Annotated in this window: 15 protein-coding genes; 4 read left to right on the forward strand and 11 right to left on the reverse strand. The window is 71.6% G+C overall.

The genetic code is table 11. The features are described from left to right. Positions 1 to 208: 208 nt before the first annotated feature. Genes ABZ716_RS00830 through ureA form a run of 4 tightly spaced genes read right to left on the reverse strand, consistent with a single transcriptional unit; the run spans position 209 to position 4,395 of the window. Complete coding sequence (locus ABZ716_RS00830) at positions 209 to 823, reverse strand: TetR/AcrR family transcriptional regulator (protein ID WP_351893134.1); 615 nt, start codon at positions 821 to 823, stop codon at positions 209 to 211. 37 nt (positions 824 to 860) lie between these two features. Further along, positions 861 to 1,916: an agmatine deiminase family protein gene (locus tag ABZ716_RS00835; protein ID WP_358955517.1), complete on the reverse strand. Its 1,056-nt coding sequence runs from the start codon at positions 1,914 to 1,916 to the stop codon at positions 861 to 863. Between the two features lie 20 nt (positions 1,917 to 1,936). Continuing rightward, positions 1,937 to 3,619 (reverse strand): urease subunit alpha, encoded by a 1,683-nt coding sequence (locus ABZ716_RS00840; protein ID WP_358955844.1) that lies wholly within the window; start codon positions 3,617 to 3,619, stop codon positions 1,937 to 1,939. A 56-nt stretch (positions 3,620 to 3,675) separates the two neighbouring features. Further along, complete coding sequence (gene ureA / locus ABZ716_RS00845) at positions 3,676 to 4,395, reverse strand: urease subunit gamma (RefSeq protein WP_358955520.1); 720 nt, start codon at positions 4,393 to 4,395, stop codon at positions 3,676 to 3,678. A gap of 154 nt (positions 4,396 to 4,549) precedes the next feature. Between ureA and ABZ716_RS00850 the strand changes: the two genes are divergently transcribed. Beyond that, complete coding sequence (locus ABZ716_RS00850) at positions 4,550 to 5,992, forward strand: cytosine permease (RefSeq protein ID WP_358955523.1); 1,443 nt, start codon at positions 4,550 to 4,552, stop codon at positions 5,990 to 5,992. Positions 5,993 to 6,049: 57 nt separating this feature from the next. Here the strand turns inward: ABZ716_RS00850 and ABZ716_RS00855 are convergent, their stop codons facing one another. The 5 genes from ABZ716_RS00855 to ABZ716_RS00875 form a co-directional block, all read right to left on the reverse strand. Then, positions 6,050 to 6,481, reverse strand: a complete 432-nt coding sequence (locus ABZ716_RS00855) for a hypothetical protein (protein ID WP_358813753.1) — start codon at positions 6,479 to 6,481, stop codon at positions 6,050 to 6,052. A gap of 256 nt (positions 6,482 to 6,737) precedes the next feature. Further along, a complete protein-coding gene (locus ABZ716_RS00860) occupies positions 6,738 to 7,823 on the reverse strand; it encodes a branched-chain amino acid aminotransferase (RefSeq protein WP_351890532.1) in 1,086 nt (361 codons plus the stop codon). A 224-nt stretch (positions 7,824 to 8,047) separates the two neighbouring features. After that, positions 8,048 to 9,088 carry a 3-isopropylmalate dehydrogenase gene (locus ABZ716_RS00865; RefSeq protein WP_358813754.1) on the reverse strand — a complete coding sequence of 347 codons (1,041 nt, stop codon included), beginning with the start codon at positions 9,086 to 9,088 and terminating at the stop codon, positions 8,048 to 8,050. 99 nt (positions 9,089 to 9,187) lie between these two features. After that, the gene (locus ABZ716_RS00870; RefSeq protein ID WP_358813755.1) at positions 9,188 to 9,319 is read right to left on the reverse strand and encodes a hypothetical protein; all 132 of its coding nucleotides are present in this window, start codon (positions 9,317 to 9,319) and stop codon (positions 9,188 to 9,190) included. Between the two features lie 260 nt (positions 9,320 to 9,579). Next, a complete protein-coding gene (locus ABZ716_RS00875) occupies positions 9,580 to 10,476 on the reverse strand; it encodes a LysR family transcriptional regulator (RefSeq protein ID WP_358955525.1) in 897 nt (298 codons plus the stop codon). A 101-nt stretch (positions 10,477 to 10,577) separates the two neighbouring features. Here ABZ716_RS00875 and ABZ716_RS00880 point away from each other — a divergent pair, with 101 nt between their 5' ends. The 3 genes from ABZ716_RS00880 (at position 10,578) to ABZ716_RS00890 (ending at position 14,646) form a co-directional block, all read left to right on the forward strand. Then, entirely contained in the window at positions 10,578 to 11,591 is a 1,014-nt protein-coding gene (locus tag ABZ716_RS00880; protein ID WP_358955527.1) for an NADP-dependent oxidoreductase, read from the forward strand. A 119-nt stretch (positions 11,592 to 11,710) separates the two neighbouring features. Then, a complete protein-coding gene (locus ABZ716_RS00885; protein WP_358955529.1) occupies positions 11,711 to 13,741 on the forward strand; it encodes a phosphocholine-specific phospholipase C in 2,031 nt (676 codons plus the stop codon). 203 nt (positions 13,742 to 13,944) lie between these two features. Continuing rightward, positions 13,945 to 14,646, forward strand: a complete 702-nt coding sequence (locus ABZ716_RS00890; RefSeq protein ID WP_358955532.1) for a nitroreductase family protein — start codon at positions 13,945 to 13,947, stop codon at positions 14,644 to 14,646. Positions 14,647 to 14,730: 84 nt separating this feature from the next. Here the strand turns inward: ABZ716_RS00890 and pruA are convergent, their stop codons facing one another. Next, complete coding sequence (pruA, locus tag ABZ716_RS00895; protein ID WP_351890549.1) at positions 14,731 to 16,362, reverse strand: L-glutamate gamma-semialdehyde dehydrogenase; 1,632 nt, start codon at positions 16,360 to 16,362, stop codon at positions 14,731 to 14,733. A gap of 30 nt (positions 16,363 to 16,392) precedes the next feature. After that, on the reverse strand, positions 16,393 to 17,319 hold the full coding sequence (locus ABZ716_RS00900) for a proline dehydrogenase family protein (protein ID WP_351890552.1): 927 nt from the start codon (positions 17,317 to 17,319) through the stop codon (positions 16,393 to 16,395). Positions 17,320 to 17,400: the final 81 nt, after the last annotated feature.

Below are 17,400 nucleotides of genomic sequence, written 5' to 3' on the forward strand. Positions count from 1 at the left end.
AGAGGTCTGCGCGCGGGTCTGGGGCACGGTGGCCGCTGCCGCGGAGGTCGTCCACGGTTCAGCGGTCACAGAGGACCGGCGCGCTGCTGTCCATAATCATGAGCCGAGCAGACACGCTCGCAGTGTGTCACACGCTCCACCGTTCCTGGACGCCGGTCTCACCATGCGGGCACCCTCCGTCCGGCAGGCGGCACCGGGCACCGGATCCCTAGGCGGCCAGGGACTGGGCCAGGAACTCCCGTACGTGTTCCAGGATGTCCTCGCGCCCTATGCCGGGCAGGCCGACGGCCACCTGGATGCTGAACCCGTCGAGCAGCGCCCGCAGCCGGGCCGCGAAGCGGTCGGGATCCACCGCGCGGAACTCCCCGCGCGAGATGCCCTCGGCGAGCAGGGCGACCAGGTCGCGGTGCCAGGCGCCCTCGATCGCGGCCTGTCGGTCGCGTTCGCCGGGGCCCGCGTTCTGGGAGCGGTTCCACACCTCCAGCCACAGGGTCCAGTGCGGGTCGCGCGGACCGTCGGGCACGTAGAGGTCCACGTACGCGCGCAGCCGCTCGCCCGCCGGTCCGCGCCGCGAGAGCAGGGAGCGGCGCTCGGCGCCCAGGGCCGCCTCGCTCCACTCCAGGGTCTGCAGCAGGAGCTCGTCCTTGCTGCGGAAGTAGTAGAGGAGGTGGCCGCTGCTCATGCCGACCTGCCGGCCGAGGCCGGCCATCGTGAGGCCGTCGAGTCCGCGCTCGGCGATCGTGGCCATGGCGGCGGCGAGTACGGCCTCGCGCGGGGGCGCGTTCTTGCGCGCCGCCCGTACCGGTACTCCGCCCGCCGCCATGGGTCACTCCTTCGTCAGGTCACGAGGCCGCCTCGGGTCAGACCTTCGGCTGCTGCTGGGTGATGCAGTGGATACCGCCACCCCCGGCGAAAATCGTACGTGCGTCAACGAGGGTCACGGTCCGCTCGGGGAACAGTCCGCGGAAGATCTCTGCCGCCTCCTCGTCGCGCGGGTCGTCGAAGGCGCACAGCACCACGCCCCCGTTGCAGAGGTAGTGGTTGATGTACGAGTAGTCCACCCATTCGCCGTCCTCCTCCAGCACGGTCGGCGCCGGGATCTCCACGACCTCCAGCCGGCGGCCCTGGGCGTCGGTGGAGGCGCGCAGGATGGCGGCGATGGTCTTGCAGCGCTCGTGGTCCGGGTGGGCCGGGTCGGGCTGGGTGTGGACCATGACCACGCCGGGGCGGGCGAAGGCGGCGACGATGTCCACGTGGCCCTGGGTGCCGTAGGTGCCGTAGTCGCCGGCCAAGCCGTAGGGCAGCCAGATGGCCTTGGTGGTGCCGAGGTGGGCGTGGATCTCGCGCTCGACCTGCTCGCGGGTCCAGTCGGGGTTGCGGCCCTTGCCCAGCTGCACGGTGTCGGTGAGGAGCACGGTGCCCTCGCCGTCCACGTGGATGGCGCCGCCCTCGTTGACCAGCGGGGTGCTGAAGGTGCGGGTGCCGACGAGGTCGGAGACGTGCCGGGCGATCTTGGAGTCGTGCTCCCAGCGGGCCCATTCCTGGGCGCCCCAGCCGTTGAAGGTCCAGTCGACGGCGGCCAGCTCACCGGCGTCGTTGGTGACGAAGGTCGGGCCGATGTCACGCATCCAGGCGTCGTCGAGGTCGCGCTCGACCAGCTCGACGTCCTCGCCGACGACGGCGCGGGCGCTCTCGGCGTCGCCCGGGGAGACGACGAGGGTCACGGGCTCGTACGCGCGCACCGCGCGGGCGACGGCGCCCCACGCCCGGCGGGCCTCGGCGAGCTCCTCCTCGTTGGTGAAGGTCGGGTTGGGGCTGGGCCAGGCCATCCAGGTGCGCTCGTGGGGGGTCCACTCGGCGGGCATCCGGAAACCGTGGTCCACGGGCGTGGCGGGGTGCGCGGGCTGTGCAGTCATGGCGGAGGTCCTAACGAGCTCTACAGGAAGTACAGGCGGTTGAGGGAGACCGATTCGGCCGCTTCGGAGCGCAGCGGTTCCCCGTCGAGGGAGACCAGTCCGCTGCGCGGGTCCACATCGACCTCGCCCACCCGGGAGTTGAGGAGCATGTCCGCGGGGCCGATGCCGCGGGTGCCGCGTACGGCGACGCGGCGGCGGCGGGTCGGCATGGCGTCGGAGCCGAGGGCCGCGGCGGCCGCCGAGACGAAGGCGACGGAGATGTCGGCGGCGGTGGCCCCGTAGGAGCCGAACTGCGGTCCGAGGACCAGCGGTTCGCAGGTGTCGGTGGCGGCGTTGGGGTCGCCGGTGACGCCGTAGGCGGGGAAGCCGGACTTGAGGACGAGCTGCGGCTTGGCGCCGAAGAAGGCCGGGCGCCACAGCACGATGTCGGCGAGCTTGCCCACCTCGATGGAGCCGATCTCGTGGGCCAGGCCGTGGGCGATGGCCGGGTTGATGGTGAGCTTGGCCATGTAGCGCAGGACGCGGGCGTTGTCGTCGCCCTCGCCGTCGCCCTCCAGGGGTCCGAGCTCGCCCTTCATCTTGGCGGCCATGGCGAAGGTGCGGCGGATCGTCTCGCCGGCCCGGCCCATGCCCTGGGCGTCGGAGGAGGTGATGCCGATGGCGCCGAGGTCGTGCAGGACGTCCTCCGCGCCCATGGTGCCCGCGCGGATCCGGTCGCGGGCCATGGCCGCGTCGCCGGGGAGGTCCGGCTTGAGGTCGTGGACGGAGACGATCATGCCGTAGTGCTCGGCGACCGCGTCCCGGCCGAAGGGCAGGGTGGGGTTGGTGGACGAGCCGATGACGTTCGGCACTCCCGCCATCTTCAGGACGTTGGGGACGTGCCCGCCGCCGCAGCCCTCGATGTGGAAGGCGTGGATGGTCCGGCCCTCCAGCACCCGCAGGGTGTCCTCGACGGAGAGGCATTCGTTGAGGCCGTCGCTGTGCAGGGCCACCTGGACGTCGTGTTCCTCGGCCACGCGCAGTGCGGTGTCCAGGGCACGGGTGTGGGCGCCCATGTCCTCGTGGACCTTGAAGCCCGAGGCGCCGCCCTCGGCCAGGGCCTCGACCAGGGGCGCGGGGTCCGAGGAGGAGCCGCGGGCGAGGAAGCCGATGTTGACGGGCCAGGCGTCGAAGGCGTTGAAGGCGTGCTTCAGGGCCCACGGGGAGTTGACGCCGACGCCCCAGACGGGGCCGAACTCCTGGCCGATGACCGTGGTGACGCCCGCGGCGAGCGAAGCCTCCATGATCCGGGGGGAGAGCAGGTGGACGTGGGTGTCCACGGCCCCGGCGGTGGCGATCAGGCCCTCGCCGGAGACGATGCTGGTGCCGGTGCCGACGACCACGTCCACCCCGTCGAGGGTGTCGGGGTTGCCGGCCCGGCCGATGGCGTGGATGCGGCCCTCGCGGATGCCGATGGAGACCTTCTTGATGCCGAGGACGGCATCGATGACCAGGACGTTGCTGATGACCACGTCACAGGTGTCGCGGACGGCGGCGCCCTTGAGGTGGAGGCCGTCGCGGGCGGTCTTGCCGAAGCCGGCGAGGAACTCGTCGCCCGGCTTCTGGGCGTCGTGCTCGACGCGGACGGTCAGCCCGGAGTCGCCGAGCCGGACCCGGTCGCCGGCGCGGGGGCCGAAGACGGAGGCGTACTCGTGCGGGTCGATGTGCCGGCTGCCGGGGGCGCAGTGCGCGCTGTGGTCGGTGTGGGGGGTCTGACGGCTCACGCCGGGCCTCCTTCCGGGGCGTCCGTGGCGGGCTCGGCCGCGCCCAGGTAGCCGCAGGCGGCGGCGCGGGCCAGGGCCTCGGCCTTGGCGCCGGGGGCGTCGAGCGGACCGTCGACCAGCCCCGCGAAGCCGATGGCGATCCGGTCGCCGCCGATCGGGACCAGACCGACCTCGCCCTCGCCGTGCGGGTCGAAGCGCACCGAGGAGCCGGCCGGGACGCACAGCCTCATGCCGTAGGCCGCGGCGCGGTCGAAGTCCAGGCGCGGGTTGGCCTCGAAGAAGTGGAAGTGCGAGGTGACGCTCACCGGCACCGAGGCGGTGTTGCGCACCCGCAGGTGGACCACCGGCTCGGGCTGGGGGGCTCCCGGACCCGGTACGACCGCACCCGGGGCCTCGTCGCCGAGCGGGGCCGCGCCCCGGATCGGGGACGAGACCACCGCGAGGCGGGAGCCGTCGTCGAAGACGGCCTCCACATGCACCTCGGTGACGACATCGGCCACGCCGGGCAGTACGTCCCCGGGGCCGAGGACGCCGCGGGCCTCCTCGATGGCCTCCGCCAGGCGCTTGCCGTCCCGCGCGGCCTCGCAGACGGTGTCGGCGATCAGGGCCGTGGCCTCGGGGACGTTGAGCCGCAGGCCCCGGGCCCGCCGGGCCCTGGCCAGTTCCGCGGCGCTGCGCAGCAGCAGCCGGTCACGCTCCGTAGGGGTCAGCCGCACGCCGATCCACCACCTTTTGAGTCAATGGGTTAGAGCATCACTCTAACTCTTCATTTCCTCGCTGGGAATCATTGACCTCACAGCAGGGCTGGGGTCACATTGAGTGTCGCTCAAACGAATACTTCCCCACCCCCCGTGCCAAGGGAGTCCCCCCATGCCCATCGAACAGCGCGGAGTCGACACCATCCCCGAAGAGGAGCGGACGAGCGGTCCCCGTGACCTGATGTCGATCCTGCTCGGCTCCAACCTCTGCCTCGGCGTGATCGTCTTCGGCTGGCTGCCCCCGTCCTTCGGACTGGGTCTGGTCCCCTCGCTCACCGCCATCGTGACCGGCACCCTGGCCGGTATCGCCTTCACCGCGCCGCTCGCGCTGGTCTCCCTGCGCACCGCGACGAACCTGTCCACCTCCAGCGGGGCACAGTTCGGCGTACGGGGCCGGCTCGTGGGCTCGGTGGTCGGACTGCTGCTCGCGCTCGGGTACACCGCGCTGACCCTCTGGATCGGGGGCGACGTGATGGTCGGCACCCTCGCCCGCCTCACCGGCCTGCCGGACACCGGCCTCACCCACTCGGTGATGTACGGGGTGCTGGCCGCCTTCACCGTGGTCGGGGCCGTGTTCGGGTACCGGCTGCTGCTGCGCATGAGCAAGGCGCTCTCGATCGCCATGGTGATCCTGCTGGCCGTCGGCGTGTACGCCTACGCCCCCGGCTTCACCACCGCCGCCCCGGCGGACACCGCGTACCTGCTCGGCTCCTTCTGGCCGACCTGGATCCTGGCCGCCGTCGCCGCCGGGCTGAGCGGTCCCGTCGCCTTCATCACCCTGCTCGGCGACTACACCCGTTACATCTCCCCCAGCCGGCACAGCTCCCGCAAGGTCTACTGGGCCACCTGTCTGGGCCTGCTGCTCGGCCTGCTGGTGCCCCAGCTCTTCGGTACCTACACCGCGCTGGCCGCCCGCGCCGGGGCCGACTACGCCGGCCCGCTCGTGGCCGCCGCGCCCTTCTGGTATCTGGTGCCGCTGCTCTTCGCGGCCGCCGCGGGCTCGGTGGGCAACGCCGGGCTGATGCTCTACTCCATGGGCCTCGACCTGGACGCCATCGTGCCCAAGGCCACCCGTACCAAGGCCACCGTGATCGCCGCGGCCGTCGCCACCACCTTCGTCTTCTTCGGCTCCTTCGAGTGGAACGTCCAGTCGGCGATGACCTCGTTCGTCCTGCTGCTGACCGCGATCGGCACCCCGTGGGCCGTCATCACGCTGATCGGTTACGTGCGCTGCCGCGGGCAGTACGACGCCGATGCGCTCCAGGTGTTCAACCGCCGGGCCCGCGGCGGCGTCTACTGGTACAGGGGCGGCTGGAACCTGCGCGCCACCGCCGCCTGGGCGGCCGGCGCGGTCGTGGGACTGACCGCCGTGTCGACCCCGGTCTACGAGGGCCCGCTGCTGGCCCTCACCGGCGGGGTGGACTGTAGTTTCATCCTGTCGGGGCTGGTCGGCGGCCTGGTCTACGGGGCGCTGACGTTCCGGACCACGACCGCGACCGGGACCGCGCAGACGGCCGCGCCGACGGCCGACGCGCTCATGGTGGCCGCCGACTGACGGCGGCGCACGACCACGGCCCCCGGGGCGCCACGGCGGTTTCCAGGGGCCGTCGCGTCAGCGGCACTTCAGCGAGGCCGCCGACTGCTGGACCGCCGTGTCGACCGCCTGGATCTGCGGCTGGAGCTGGGTCAGCGCGTCCTTGCCCGTGGTGTCGCCGGGCAGGTCGTCGTACCCCTTCTTGAGGTTGTCCGTGGCCTCCTGGACGGCTTCCCGCTCGGCCGACTTCATCGTCTGCTTGCTCTCCTTGACGTTCTTCCAGTCGGTCCGGACGGCCTCGACCGCGTTGTGGATCTGGTCCTTCGTGGCCGTCGCCGGGTTCAGCGCCTTGAGCGCGGCGTTGTCCGACTTCAGCTGGACCAGGTTGGTGCACAGCTCGGCGGCGGCCGTCGAGGCCTCCTCCTGGGGAGTCGTGTCGTTACTGGAGCACGCCGAGGCCCCGAGCACGACGGCCGCGCAGAGCAGGCCGGAGGCAACGAACCGCTTCATGGGGATCCGCCTTTCCGCCGGCCACAGCGGCCGGCGCACGAGAGAACCACCCCCGGAGGGGTGCGCCGCACCACCCGGGCCGGTGCCGGCGCCGGATCGGTGGGCACCGTCAACGTCCCACGCCGGTGGACCTCCCGCACGTCCGCGGCGCCCGTACGGGTAGGACCGTCTCCGCCTCCCCGCCGGGGCCGGACATGCGAAACGGGGTCCCGGCCGGAAGGCCGGGACCCCGTTTCGCGGGCCGATCCGCTGTCGGCTAGCCGAGCGGGTGCATCCAGCCGTGGGTGTCGGCGCGGTGGCCGGTCTGGAGGTCCAGCAGCGCCTTGCGCAGCTTCATGGTGACCTCGCCGGGCTCGCCGTCGCCCTGGGTCCAGCTCGCGCGCTCGGACTTGACGGAGCCGACGGGGGTGATGACGGCGGCCGTACCGCAGGCGAAGACCTCCGTCAGGGTGCCGTTCTCGTTGTCGCGCTTCCAGTCCTCGGTGGAGATGCGCCCCTCCTCGGCGGTGTAGCCGAGGTCGCGGGCGATGGTGAGGAGGGAGTCGCGGGTGATGCCGGGAAGGAGCGAGCCGGTCAGCTCCGGGGTGACGATGCGGTCGCCGTACACGAAGTACAGGTTCATGCCGCCCATCTCCTCGATCCAGCGGTGCTCGACGGCGTCCAGCCAGACGACCTGGTCGCAGCCGTGCGAGGCCGCCTGGGCCTGGGCGACGAGGGAGGCGGCGTAGTTGCCGCCGGTCTTGGCGGCGCCGGTGCCGCCCTTGACGGCGCGGACGTACTCCTCCGACAGCCAGACGGAGACGGGCTTGACGCCACCGGGGAAGTAGGCGCCGGCGGGCGAGGCGATGACCATGAACAGGAACTCGTTGGCCGGGCGGACACCCAGGCCGACCTCGGAGGCGAACATGAACGGCCGCAGGTACAGGGACGCCTCGCCGGAGTTCGGCACCCAGGCGCTGTCCTGCTTGATCAGGGCGTCGCACGCCTCGATGAACAGCTCGCTCGGCAGCTCCGGCATGGCCATCCGGCGGGCGGACGCCTGGAAGCGCTCGGCGTTGGCCTCGGGGCGGAAGGTGGCGACGGTGCCGTCGGGCTGGCGGTACGCCTTGAGCCCCTCGAAGATCGTCTGCGCGTAGTGCAGCGTCATGTTGGCCGGGTCGATCGACAGCGGCGCGTACGGGACCAGCTCGGCGTCGTGCCAGCCGCGGCCCTCGGTCCACTTGATCGTCACCATGTGATCGGTGAAGTGGCGGCCGAAGCCGGGGCTGGCCAGGATCGCCTCTCGCTCCGCGTCGGACAGCGGGTTCGAGGAGGGCTTGAGCTCGATCGTGGGCGTCGTCATGAGTGCTTGTCCTTCACCGTTGTGTATGGCGGACCGCGCTCATGCGTACTAGGACGTCCGAGCTTCCCCGTATACCGCGGCCTCGCGTTCGATTATCGCGCGCGCGGGGTCTTCGGTGAAACGGGGTGATGCGGCCCACGGGAGATGGTGGCACCCGGGGCCGTGCAGGAGAAGCCGCCGGGTGATGGTGCGTACCCGGCGGCTTCCTCGGTGGAGCTGCCGGGTCAGCCGGCTACTCGCGCGGCGAGGGCGTCGCCGATCGCGTCGGTGGAGCGGAAAGTTCCGTCACGCTCGGCGAGGTCGGCCGAGACGGCGTCCTCGATGCGCGCGGCCTGGGCCTCGTAGCCGAGGTGGCGCAGCAGGAGGGCGACGGAGAGGATCGTCGCGGTCGGGTCGGCCTTGCCGGTGCCGGCGATGTCCGGGGCCGAGCCGTGGACGGGCTCGAACATCGACGGGAAGGCGCCGGTCGGGTTGATGTTCCCGGAGGCGGCCAGGCCGATCCCGCCGGTGACGGCGGCGGCCAGGTCGGTGAGGATGTCACCGAAGAGGTTGTCCGTGACGATGACGTCGAAGCGCTCGGGCTGGGTGACGAAGAAGATCGTCGCGGCGTCGACGTGCAGGTAGTCGGTGGTGACCTCGGGGTACTCCCGGCCGACCTTGTCGAAGATGTTCTTCCACAGGTGGCCCGCGTACACGAGGACGTTGTTCTTGTGGACGAGCGTCAGCTTCTTGCGCGGGCGGGAGTTGGCCCGCTCGTACGCGTCCCGCACCACGCGCTCGACACCGTACGCGGTGTTGACGCTGACCTCGGTGGCGACCTCGGCCGGGGTACCGGTGCGCAGGCTGCCGCCGTTTCCGGTGTACGGGCCCTCGGTGCCCTCGCGGACGACGACGAAGTCGATGTCCGGACGGCCCGCCAGCGGGGTGGCCGTGTTCGGGAAGAGCTTCGAGGGACGCAGGTTGATGAAGTGGTCGAAGGCGAAGCGGAGCTTCAGCAGCAGACCGCGCTCCAGGACCCCCGAGGGGACCGACGGGTCGCCGATGGCGCCGAGGAGGATCGCGTCGTGGTGGCGCAGCGCTTCGAGCTCGGCGTCCGGGAGGGTCTCGCCGGTGCGGTGCCAGCGCTGGGCGCCGAGGTCGTATTCCTTGGTCTCCAGCTTCACATCCTGCGGCAGGACCGCGGTAAGGACCTTCAGGCCCTGAGCCACGACTTCCTGGCCGATGCCATCACCGGGGATCACTGCGAGATTGATGCTGGTCGACATGTCGGAACCGTACTCCGTGTCCCAGCCCGCAGACATATGGAGTCCACCATATGGACGCGCCATGCCTGCGGAGCCGAGGGGACAGGGCTTGTCAGCTTGTCAGTGGCCGGTCGAGCCGCCGTTGTCACGGCGGTCCAGGGCGCGCTGCAGGGCGGCGGCGGCGTTCTTGCGCTCGTCGTCGGCGGGGGAGGTGTGGCGGACGCGGCGGGAGGCGGCGGTGGTGGGGGTCATGGTGATCGACTCCTTGAGATCACGGCGTGGCGGGGCCACGGATGAGGGGTTCCTTCAAGGCGCCGGAAGAGGCGGGGAGCCGTGCGCCGCAGGGGTTACCTGCCAGGGGCGCGCGCTCACGACCGCCATTCGCTGGATGTGCGAGACGTTCGGCTCCTACAAAGCTAGGGCAGGCGCGGCTGTCTGTCTCCGCAATTACTCGGACTTCCTAGTATCTGAGACGGGACACCCCTCGAAAGGCCCTTCAAGGGCTTCCGCTTTCAGGCCGATTCCGCCCTGAGTTCCCTGATCAGAGCCCTGACCGCCAGGGTGGACGCCGCTTCCGCTGTGGTGACGTACCCCACGCGCCTCACCGGCCCCTCGGGCCCCAGGGCGGCGATCTCGACGGCATCCGTGGCCTCGCGCAGGGACAGCTCGGGCATGATCGCCATCCCCAGGCCCCGGCCGACCATCGTCAGCACCATCGCGTCGTCCTCCGCCTTGACCGTGGCCGCCGGGATCCAGTCCTGGGCGGCCCACCAGCGGCGGGTGTAGGAGCCGCAGTTCTCGTCCCAGTCCAGCAGGGGAAGCGCCTTCGGGTCCGGGTGCCCCGCCGGGTGCACCAGGGCGTACGCCTCCCGGGCGAGCACCCCGGTCAGCAGCCCGGGCGGTACGTCGCCGGGCGCGCCCAGTGTGGCGATGCCCAGGTCCGCCCGCCCGGCGGCCACCTCCCCGGCCGTCCCGGCCCCGAGCTCGCGCACCACCCGCACCTCGGGCCGGATCCCGGGGTGCAGGGCGGCGAGGCGCTCCAGGGCGGGCGGCAGCAGGTGCAGGGCCGCGCTGCGGAAGGCCGCGATGCGCAGGGTGCCTTCCAGGGCGCCGTCCGCCGGGCCCGCGCCGGAGGCGGCCCGGCCTGCGGCGCGGGCCTCCGCGCCGAGGACCTCGTACAGCCGCAGGATGCGCCGGCCCAGGGCCACGGCCCGCTCCCCCGCCGGGGTGGGGCGGGCGCCGGAGCGGCCGCGCTCGAAGAGCACCGCGCCGACCTTGCCCTCGCTGCCGCGCACCGAGTGGGAGACGGCCGACTGGCTGACGCCGAGGACGCCCGCCGCGGCGGAGAAGCCGCCCGTCTCGGCGACGGCGACCAGCACCCGGAGTTCCTGCGGGGCGAGTTCGGTCACGGGGGCTCCCACCTCGGTGTATGAGCCGCGTTCATGGGCGCGCGGCTTCCATGAGGGCAACCCCCTGCCCGGCCCGGGGATTCCTTCCTACGGTCGTGGCCATGAACGCCCACACCGCTGACGCCGTGCACCAGATCGCCCGCCCGACCGGTTTCCCCGTCGCCTCCGACTTCGCCTACGTCTCCTCGCCCGTCCCCGAACCCGCCCCCGGCACCGCGCTGGTGGAGAACCTGCTGCTGTCGGTGGACCCCTACCACCGGGGGCGGATGGACGGGGGCGAGGGCGGCTTCGAGCTGAACGCCCCGCTGGAGGGCCGGGCGGTGGGCCGGGTGCTCGCCTCCCGCGACCCGGGCCTGGCGGAGGGGGACCTGGTCTTCCACCGGGCGGGCTGGCGCACCCACGCCCTGGTCACCCGGGGCGTGGACGGCACGCGCAGGCTCCGCGGCCATGAGGGGGTCCCGCTGGAGGCGTACCTGTCGATCCTGGGCGGAACGGGCCTCACCGCGTACGCCGCCCTCACCCGGACGGCGGCCCTGCGCGAGGGCGAGGACCTGTTCGTCTCCGCCGCCGCCGGCGGTGTCGGCACCGCCACCGGGCACATCGCCCGGCTGCTCGGCGCCCGCCGGATCATCGGGAGCGCGGGCTCGGCGGCGAAGGTGGCCCACCTCACCGGGACCCTCGGCTTCGACGCCGCCTTCGACTACCACGACGGGCCGGTCGGCGAGCAGCTGGCGCAGGCCGCCCCGGAGGGGATCGACGTCTACGTGGACAACGTGGGCGGGGACCACCTGGAGGGCGCGATCGACTCCCTGCGCGAGTTCGGGCGGATCGCCTGGGTCGGGGCGATCTCGATGTACAACGGCGACCGCTCCCCGGCCGCGCCCCGCAACCTCTTCGAGGTGGTGCACAAGTCGCTTCGCCTGGAGGGGGTATTGGTCTCGCACCACACCAATCTCCAGGACGAGCTGGAGGATTTCCTCGTCCCGCACCTGCGCAGCGGCCGGATAGGCACGGACACCACTGTGGTGCAGGGATTCGACCGCACGGTAGAGGCGTTCCTAGGCATGCTGCGCGGGGAGAACCTGGGCAAGATGCTGGTCCGCACGGCCGGTTGAGCACCGCTACCCCGAAGTTCACCGAGTTCTTACCGCACGGATGTAGACCTTTACGGCCCCCGCCGCCACGCTTGCGCGCAACGTGCCAGCGGGGCACCGGAGCGGGAGGCGAGCAGCCAGTGACACCCATCAGCCGCAGGGGTTTCGTGGGGATCGGCGCGGGACTCGTGGCGGGCGCGGCCCTGCCGGCCGCCCTGCCCACGACGGCGGCCGCGGCCGCCGCGACGGGCACGATCACCGATGTGAAGCACGTGGTGATCCTGATGCAGGAGAACCGCAGTTTCGACCACTACTTCGGCACGCTGAAGGGCGTCCGCGGCTTCGGCGACCGCGCCTGCGGCAACATCCCGGGCGGCTGGGGCACGTTCAACCAGCCGAACTGGGGCGGCCGCCAGTACCCGTGGAAGCTGTCCGCCACCCCGGCGGCGGGCGGGGCCGACAGCGAGACCCTGGCCCAGTGCACCGGTGACCTCCCGCACAGCTGGACCTCCCAGCACGCCGCCTGGAACAACGGCCGGATGGACAACTGGGTCGCCGGCGTCGGCAAGACCCACACCCTCGGCCACCTGGGACGGGCCGACATCCCGTTCCACTACGGGCTCGCCGACCACTACACCCTCTGCGACGCCTACTTCTGCTCCACCCTCAGCGCCACCGGCCCCAACCGCACCTTCCTGTGGAGCGGCAAGGTGGACGCGGCCAGCAAGGACGGCGGCGAGGAGTCGGGGCTGACCTGGGAGACGTACGCGGAGGGCCTCCAGCGGGCCGGGATGACCTGGAAGGTCTACCAGAACGCCCAGGACAACTACGGGGACAACGGCCTGGCCTACTTCAGGAAGTTCACCGACGCACGGCCCGGCGACCCGCTGTGGGACCGGGGCATGGCCTCCGTCCCCCGGGTCACCGGCTCGACCCCCGATGACATCGCCGCCGCGATCCGCGCCGACGTGGTCGCCGGGACCCTGCCGCAGGTGTCCTGGGTGGTGGCGAGCGAGGCGTTCTCGGAGCACCCGTACGCCCCGCCCGGTGACGGCGCGCACTTCGTGGACCTGGTCTACCGGGCGCTGGCCGCGAACCCGGAGGTCTTCGACTCCACGGTCCTCTTCCTCAACTACGACGAGAACGACGGCTTCTTCGACCACGTCGCCCCGCCGGTCGCCCCGCCCGGCACCCCGGACGAGTACATCGACGGCGTCCCCGTCGGCCTGGGCTTCCGGGTCCCGATGCTGGTGATGTCCCCGTGGACGCGCGGCGGCTGGGTCAGCTCGGAGGTCTTCGACCACACCTCCGTCCTGCGCTTCATGGAGACGTGGACGACGGCCCTGGGCACCCCGGCCCTGTGCCCGAACATCAGCGCCTGGCGGCGGAAGGTGACCGGCGATCTGACGGGCGTCTTCGACTTCGCGCACCCCGTGTACGGGGTCCCGTCCGGGCTGCCCTCCACGGCGAAGGTCATCGGCCAGTCCACCTGCGGCCCCCTGCCCAACCCGGCGCCGCAGGACAACGCCCTGCCGGCGCAGGAGCCCGGAACCCGCCCGGCCCGCGCCCTGCCCTACCAGGTGAACGGGAACCTGGACCGCTTCGAGTTCGGGGCGGCCGGCAAGATCCTGGCCTGGTTCTCGATGTCCAACCAGGGGCCGCAGGCCAGGCAGGCGGCGCACTTCTCGATCCACCCGCACCAGTACCGGGACACGGCCGCCTGGCAGTACACGGTGGACCCCGGAGCCACCTCCACCGACTGGTTCTCCATCGGCCTGGGCGCCGGCTCGGGCAAGTACGACATCTCGATGTACGGCCCCAACCGCTTCCTGCGCCGTTTCATCGGCGACGCGACCAAGCCGGGCAGGTCCCTGGAGGTCGCGGCGCGGTACGCGGTGGAGCCCGGCACCGGGAAGATGGCGATCTGGTTCAAGATGACCAACGCCTCCGCCTCCGCCGTCACCTTCACGATCCGCTCGAACGCCTACCGCTCCGACGGCCCCTGGACGTACACGGTCCCGGCGAACTCCTCGCGCGAGGACTTCTTCAACGCGGTGGCGTACAACAAGGGCTGGTACGACTTCACCGTCCTGGCGGACTCCGACGGCACCTGGTCCCGCCGCTACACGGGCCACATCGAAACGGGCACCGCGAGCGTGACGGGCAGCTGACCCCGCCGGAAAGGCCGGAAACGCACGGGGCCGTGGCCCGGGGCACCAGGCCACGCCCCTTCCGGCGACCACCGCGGCAGCCCGCCGGCCCCCCGAATCGACCGACGCCCGCCAGGGCCGTAACCCCCCTTCTCCCCACACACCGGACACACCTCCCGCCCCCGGCCCTGGCCTGTCGCACTCCCCCGCGTGAAGATCTGCGCATGTCGCCAGAGACCCAGCAGTGGACCCCCACCCATGGCCTGCCCTACCGGCCCGTCGCCTACCGTCCGGCGCGCATGCCCGCCCCCGAGACCCTCGCCCGCGCGGCGGAGCTGCGGGCCCGGATGGACGAGCGGCGCACCGTGCGCCACTTCTCCCCCGACCCCGTGCCCGAGCAGGCCGTCCGCGACGCCATCGCCTGCGCCGCCACCGCCCCCTCGGGGGCGCACCAGCAGCCGTGGACCTTCGTCCTGGTCAAGGACCCGGCGATCCGCCGGCAGATCCGCGCCGCCGCCGAACAGGAGGAGCAGATCTCCTACGAGGGCCGCCTCGGCGACGAATGGCTGGCGGCCCTCCGCCCCATCGGCACGGACGCGGTGAAGACCCACCTCACGGACGCCCCGGCCCTGATCGTGGTCTTCCAGCAGCGCTACTGGCTCGGCCCGGACGGCGAGAAGCGCAAGCACTACTACGTGGACGAGTCGGTCGGCATCGCCGTCGGCATGCTCCTCTCGGCCCTCCACCTCTCGGGCCTGTCCGCCCTCATCCACACCCCCAGCCCCATGCGCTTCCTGAGCCACGTACTGCACCGCCCGGCGAACGAGAAAGCCTTCGCGGTCATCCCGGTCGGCTACCCGTCGGACGACTGCGAGGTCCCGGACCTGGTCCGCAAGTCCCTGGACCAGGTCCTGGTGGAGGTCTGACCCGGCCGCCCCCGCAACTGGGACCGCCCCCGCTCCGGACTTGGGGGTACCGGAGCGGGGGCGGGATTCAGGGGTGGGCGGGGATCAGCCCATGTGGGGGTAGCCGTACTCGGTCGGCGGGACCAGGGTCTCCTTGATGGAGCGGGTCGAGGTCCAGCGGAGCAGGTTGGACGCCGCGCCCGCCTTGTCGTTGGTGCCCGAGGCGCGGCCGCCGCCGAAGGGCTGCTGGCCGACGACGGCGCCGGTCGACTTGTCGTTGATGTAGAAGTTGCCCGCCGCGAAGCGGAGCTTCTCCATCGTCTCGGCCGCCGCGTAGCGGTCCTGGGCGATGACGGAGCCGGTCAGGGCGTACGCCGAGACGTTCTCCATCTGGGCCAGCATCGCGTCGTAGTCGGCGTCGTCGTACACGTAGACGGCGAGGATCGGGCCGAAGTACTCGGTCGTGAAGACCTCGTTCTCCGGGTCGGTGCACTCGATGACGGTCGGGCGGACGAAGTAGCCCTCGGAGTCGTCGTACGTGCCGCCCGCGACGATCGTGCAGGTCGGGTCGGCCTTCGCGCGGTCGATGGCCGCCTTGTTCTTCGCGAAGGAGCGCTCGTCGATGACCGCGCCGATGAAGTTCGTCAGGTCGCGGACGTCACCCATGGTGATGCCGTCGACCTCGGCCGCGAACTGCTCCTTGAAGCCGTCGTTCCAGATGGAGGCCGGAACGTAGGCGCGCGAGGAGGCGGAGCACTTCTGGCCCTGGAACTCGAAGGAGCCGCGGGTCAGGGCGGTCTTGAGGATCGCGCGGTCCGCGGACGGGTGCGCGACGACGAAGTCCTTGCCGCCCGTCTCGCCGACCAGGCGCGGGTAGGAGCGGTACTTCTCGATGTTGTTGCCGACCGTCTTCCACAGGTACTGGAAGGTCTTGGTCGAGCCGGTGAAGTGGATACCGGCCAGCTCGGGGTGGTTCAGGGCCACCTCGGAGACGGCGATGCCGTCACCGGTGACGAGGTTGATGACGCCCTTGGGCAGGCCGGCCGCCTCCAGGAGCTCCATCAGGAGGACCGCGGAGTGGGTCTGCGTGGGGGACGGCTTCCACACGACCACGTTGCCCATCAGGGCCGGGGCGGTCGGCAGGTTGCCGGCGATGGCCGTGAAGTTGAACGGGGTGATCGCGTAGACGAAGCCCTCGAGCGGACGGTGGTCGCTGCGGTTCCACACGCCGGCGGAGTTCGCGGACGGCTGCTCGGCCAGGATCTGGCGGGCGAAGTGGACGTTGAAGCGCCAGAAGTCGACGAGCTCACACGGGGTGTCGATCTCGGCCTGCTGCGCGGTCTTCGACTGGCCCAGCATGGTGGAGGCGGCCAGCTTCTCGCGCCAGGGGCCGGCCAGCAGCTCGGCGGCGCGCAGGATGATCGCGGCGCGGTCGTCGAAGGACATGGCGCGCCAGGCCGGGGCGGCGGCCAGGGCGGCGTCGACGGCCTCCTGGGCGTCGGCCTCGGTGGCGTTGGCGTACGTACCGATGACCGACTTGTGGTCGTGCGGCTGGACGACGTCGAAACGCTCGCCGCCACCCATCCGCTTGACGCCGTTGATCGTCATCGGGAGGTCGATCGGGTTCTCGGACAGCTGCTTGAGCTGGAATTCGAGGCGCGCGCGCTCCGGGCTGCCCGGGGCGTACGAGTGGACCGGCTCGTTGACCGGCGCGGGGACCTGGGTCACAGCATCCATGGGGCGATAACTCCTTGACCTGGTTCTTGGCTAGTTCTTGGTGATCATCGAGCGGAGGAAGAACAGCAGGTTGGCCGGCTTCTCCGCGAGGCGGCGCATGAAGTAGCCGTACCAGTCCGTGCCATAGGCCGTGTAGACCCGCATTCGATGACCCTCGGAGGCGAGCCGGAGGTGCTCCTCGCTGCGGATGCCGTAGAGCATCTGGAACTCGTACTCGTCCAGCTTGCGCCCGGCCTGCCGCGCGAGCTCCTGCGCGATGGAGATCAGACGCGGGTCGTGCGACCCGATCATCGGGTAGCCCTCGCCCTCCATGAGGATCCGCATGATCCGGACGTACGCCTTGTCGATCTCGGCCTTGTCCTGGTACGCGACCTCGGCGGGCTCCTTGTAGGCGCCCTTCACGATCCGGACGCGGCTGCCGGCGGCGGCCAGGCGGCGGGCGTCGGCCTCGGTGCGGAAGAGGTACGCCTGGATCACGCAGCCGGTCTGCGGGAAGTCCCGGCGCAGCTCCTCGTGGATGGCGAACATGGAGTCGAGGGTGGTGTGGTCCTCGGCGTCGAGGGTCACGGTGGTGCCGATGGCGGCGGCGGCCTCGACGACGGGGCGCACGTTGGCGAGGGCGAGCTCGTGGCCGCCCTCCAGCGCCTGGCCGAACATCGACAGCTTGACGGACATCTCGACCGCCTCGCCCAGCCCCAGCTCCTTGAGGCGCTCGATGAGCTCCAGGTAGGCGTCCCGGGCGGCGTACGACTGCTCCACGGCGGTGATGTCCTCGCCCACCACGTCGAGGGTGACCTCCAGGCCCTTGCGGGTGAGCTCCTCGACGATGGGGATGACCTGGCCGACCGTCTCACCGGGGATGAAGCGGTTGACCACCGGCTTGGTCACCGGGGCGGCAGAGACGATTCGGCGCATCTTGTCGCTGCGCGAAGCGGCGAGGATCGCGGGACCCAGCACGGGGCACCTCCAACGGGTGGCAGAAGCGGATGTACGGGCGCCGCGGGGGTGTGCTGCGGCCGTAGGGAAAACGCAAGGAGA

Origin of the sequence: Streptomyces sp. NPDC006687, from assembly GCF_040636215.1 — a bacterium.
Taxonomy (GTDB): domain Bacteria; phylum Actinomycetota; class Actinomycetes; order Streptomycetales; family Streptomycetaceae; genus Streptomyces.

Excerpts from the sequence above, each read along its gene's own strand:
- ABZ716_RS00830 (WP_351893134.1), bottom strand. The coding sequence starts at position 823 with ATGGCGGCGGGCGGAGTACCGGTACGGGCGGCGCGCAAGAACGCGCCC.
- ABZ716_RS00835 (WP_358955517.1), bottom strand. The coding sequence starts at position 1,916 with ATGACTGCACAGCCCGCGCACCCCGCCACGCCCGTGGACCACGGTTTC.
- ABZ716_RS00850 (WP_358955523.1), top strand. The coding sequence starts at position 4,550 with ATGCCCATCGAACAGCGCGGAGTCGACACCATCCCCGAAGAGGAGCGG.
- ABZ716_RS00855 (WP_358813753.1), bottom strand. The coding sequence starts at position 6,481 with ATGAAGCGGTTCGTTGCCTCCGGCCTGCTCTGCGCGGCCGTCGTGCTC.
- ABZ716_RS00860 (WP_351890532.1), bottom strand. The coding sequence starts at position 7,823 with ATGACGACGCCCACGATCGAGCTCAAGCCCTCCTCGAACCCGCTGTCC.
- ABZ716_RS00865 (WP_358813754.1), bottom strand. The coding sequence starts at position 9,088 with ATGTCGACCAGCATCAATCTCGCAGTGATCCCCGGTGATGGCATCGGC.
- ABZ716_RS00870 (WP_358813755.1), bottom strand. The coding sequence starts at position 9,319 with ATGACCCCCACCACCGCCGCCTCCCGCCGCGTCCGCCACACCTCCCCC.
- ABZ716_RS00880 (WP_358955527.1), top strand. The coding sequence starts at position 10,578 with ATGAACGCCCACACCGCTGACGCCGTGCACCAGATCGCCCGCCCGACC.
- ABZ716_RS00890 (WP_358955532.1), top strand. The coding sequence starts at position 13,945 with ATGTCGCCAGAGACCCAGCAGTGGACCCCCACCCATGGCCTGCCCTAC.
- pruA (WP_351890549.1), bottom strand. The coding sequence starts at position 16,362 with ATGGATGCTGTGACCCAGGTCCCCGCGCCGGTCAACGAGCCGGTCCAC.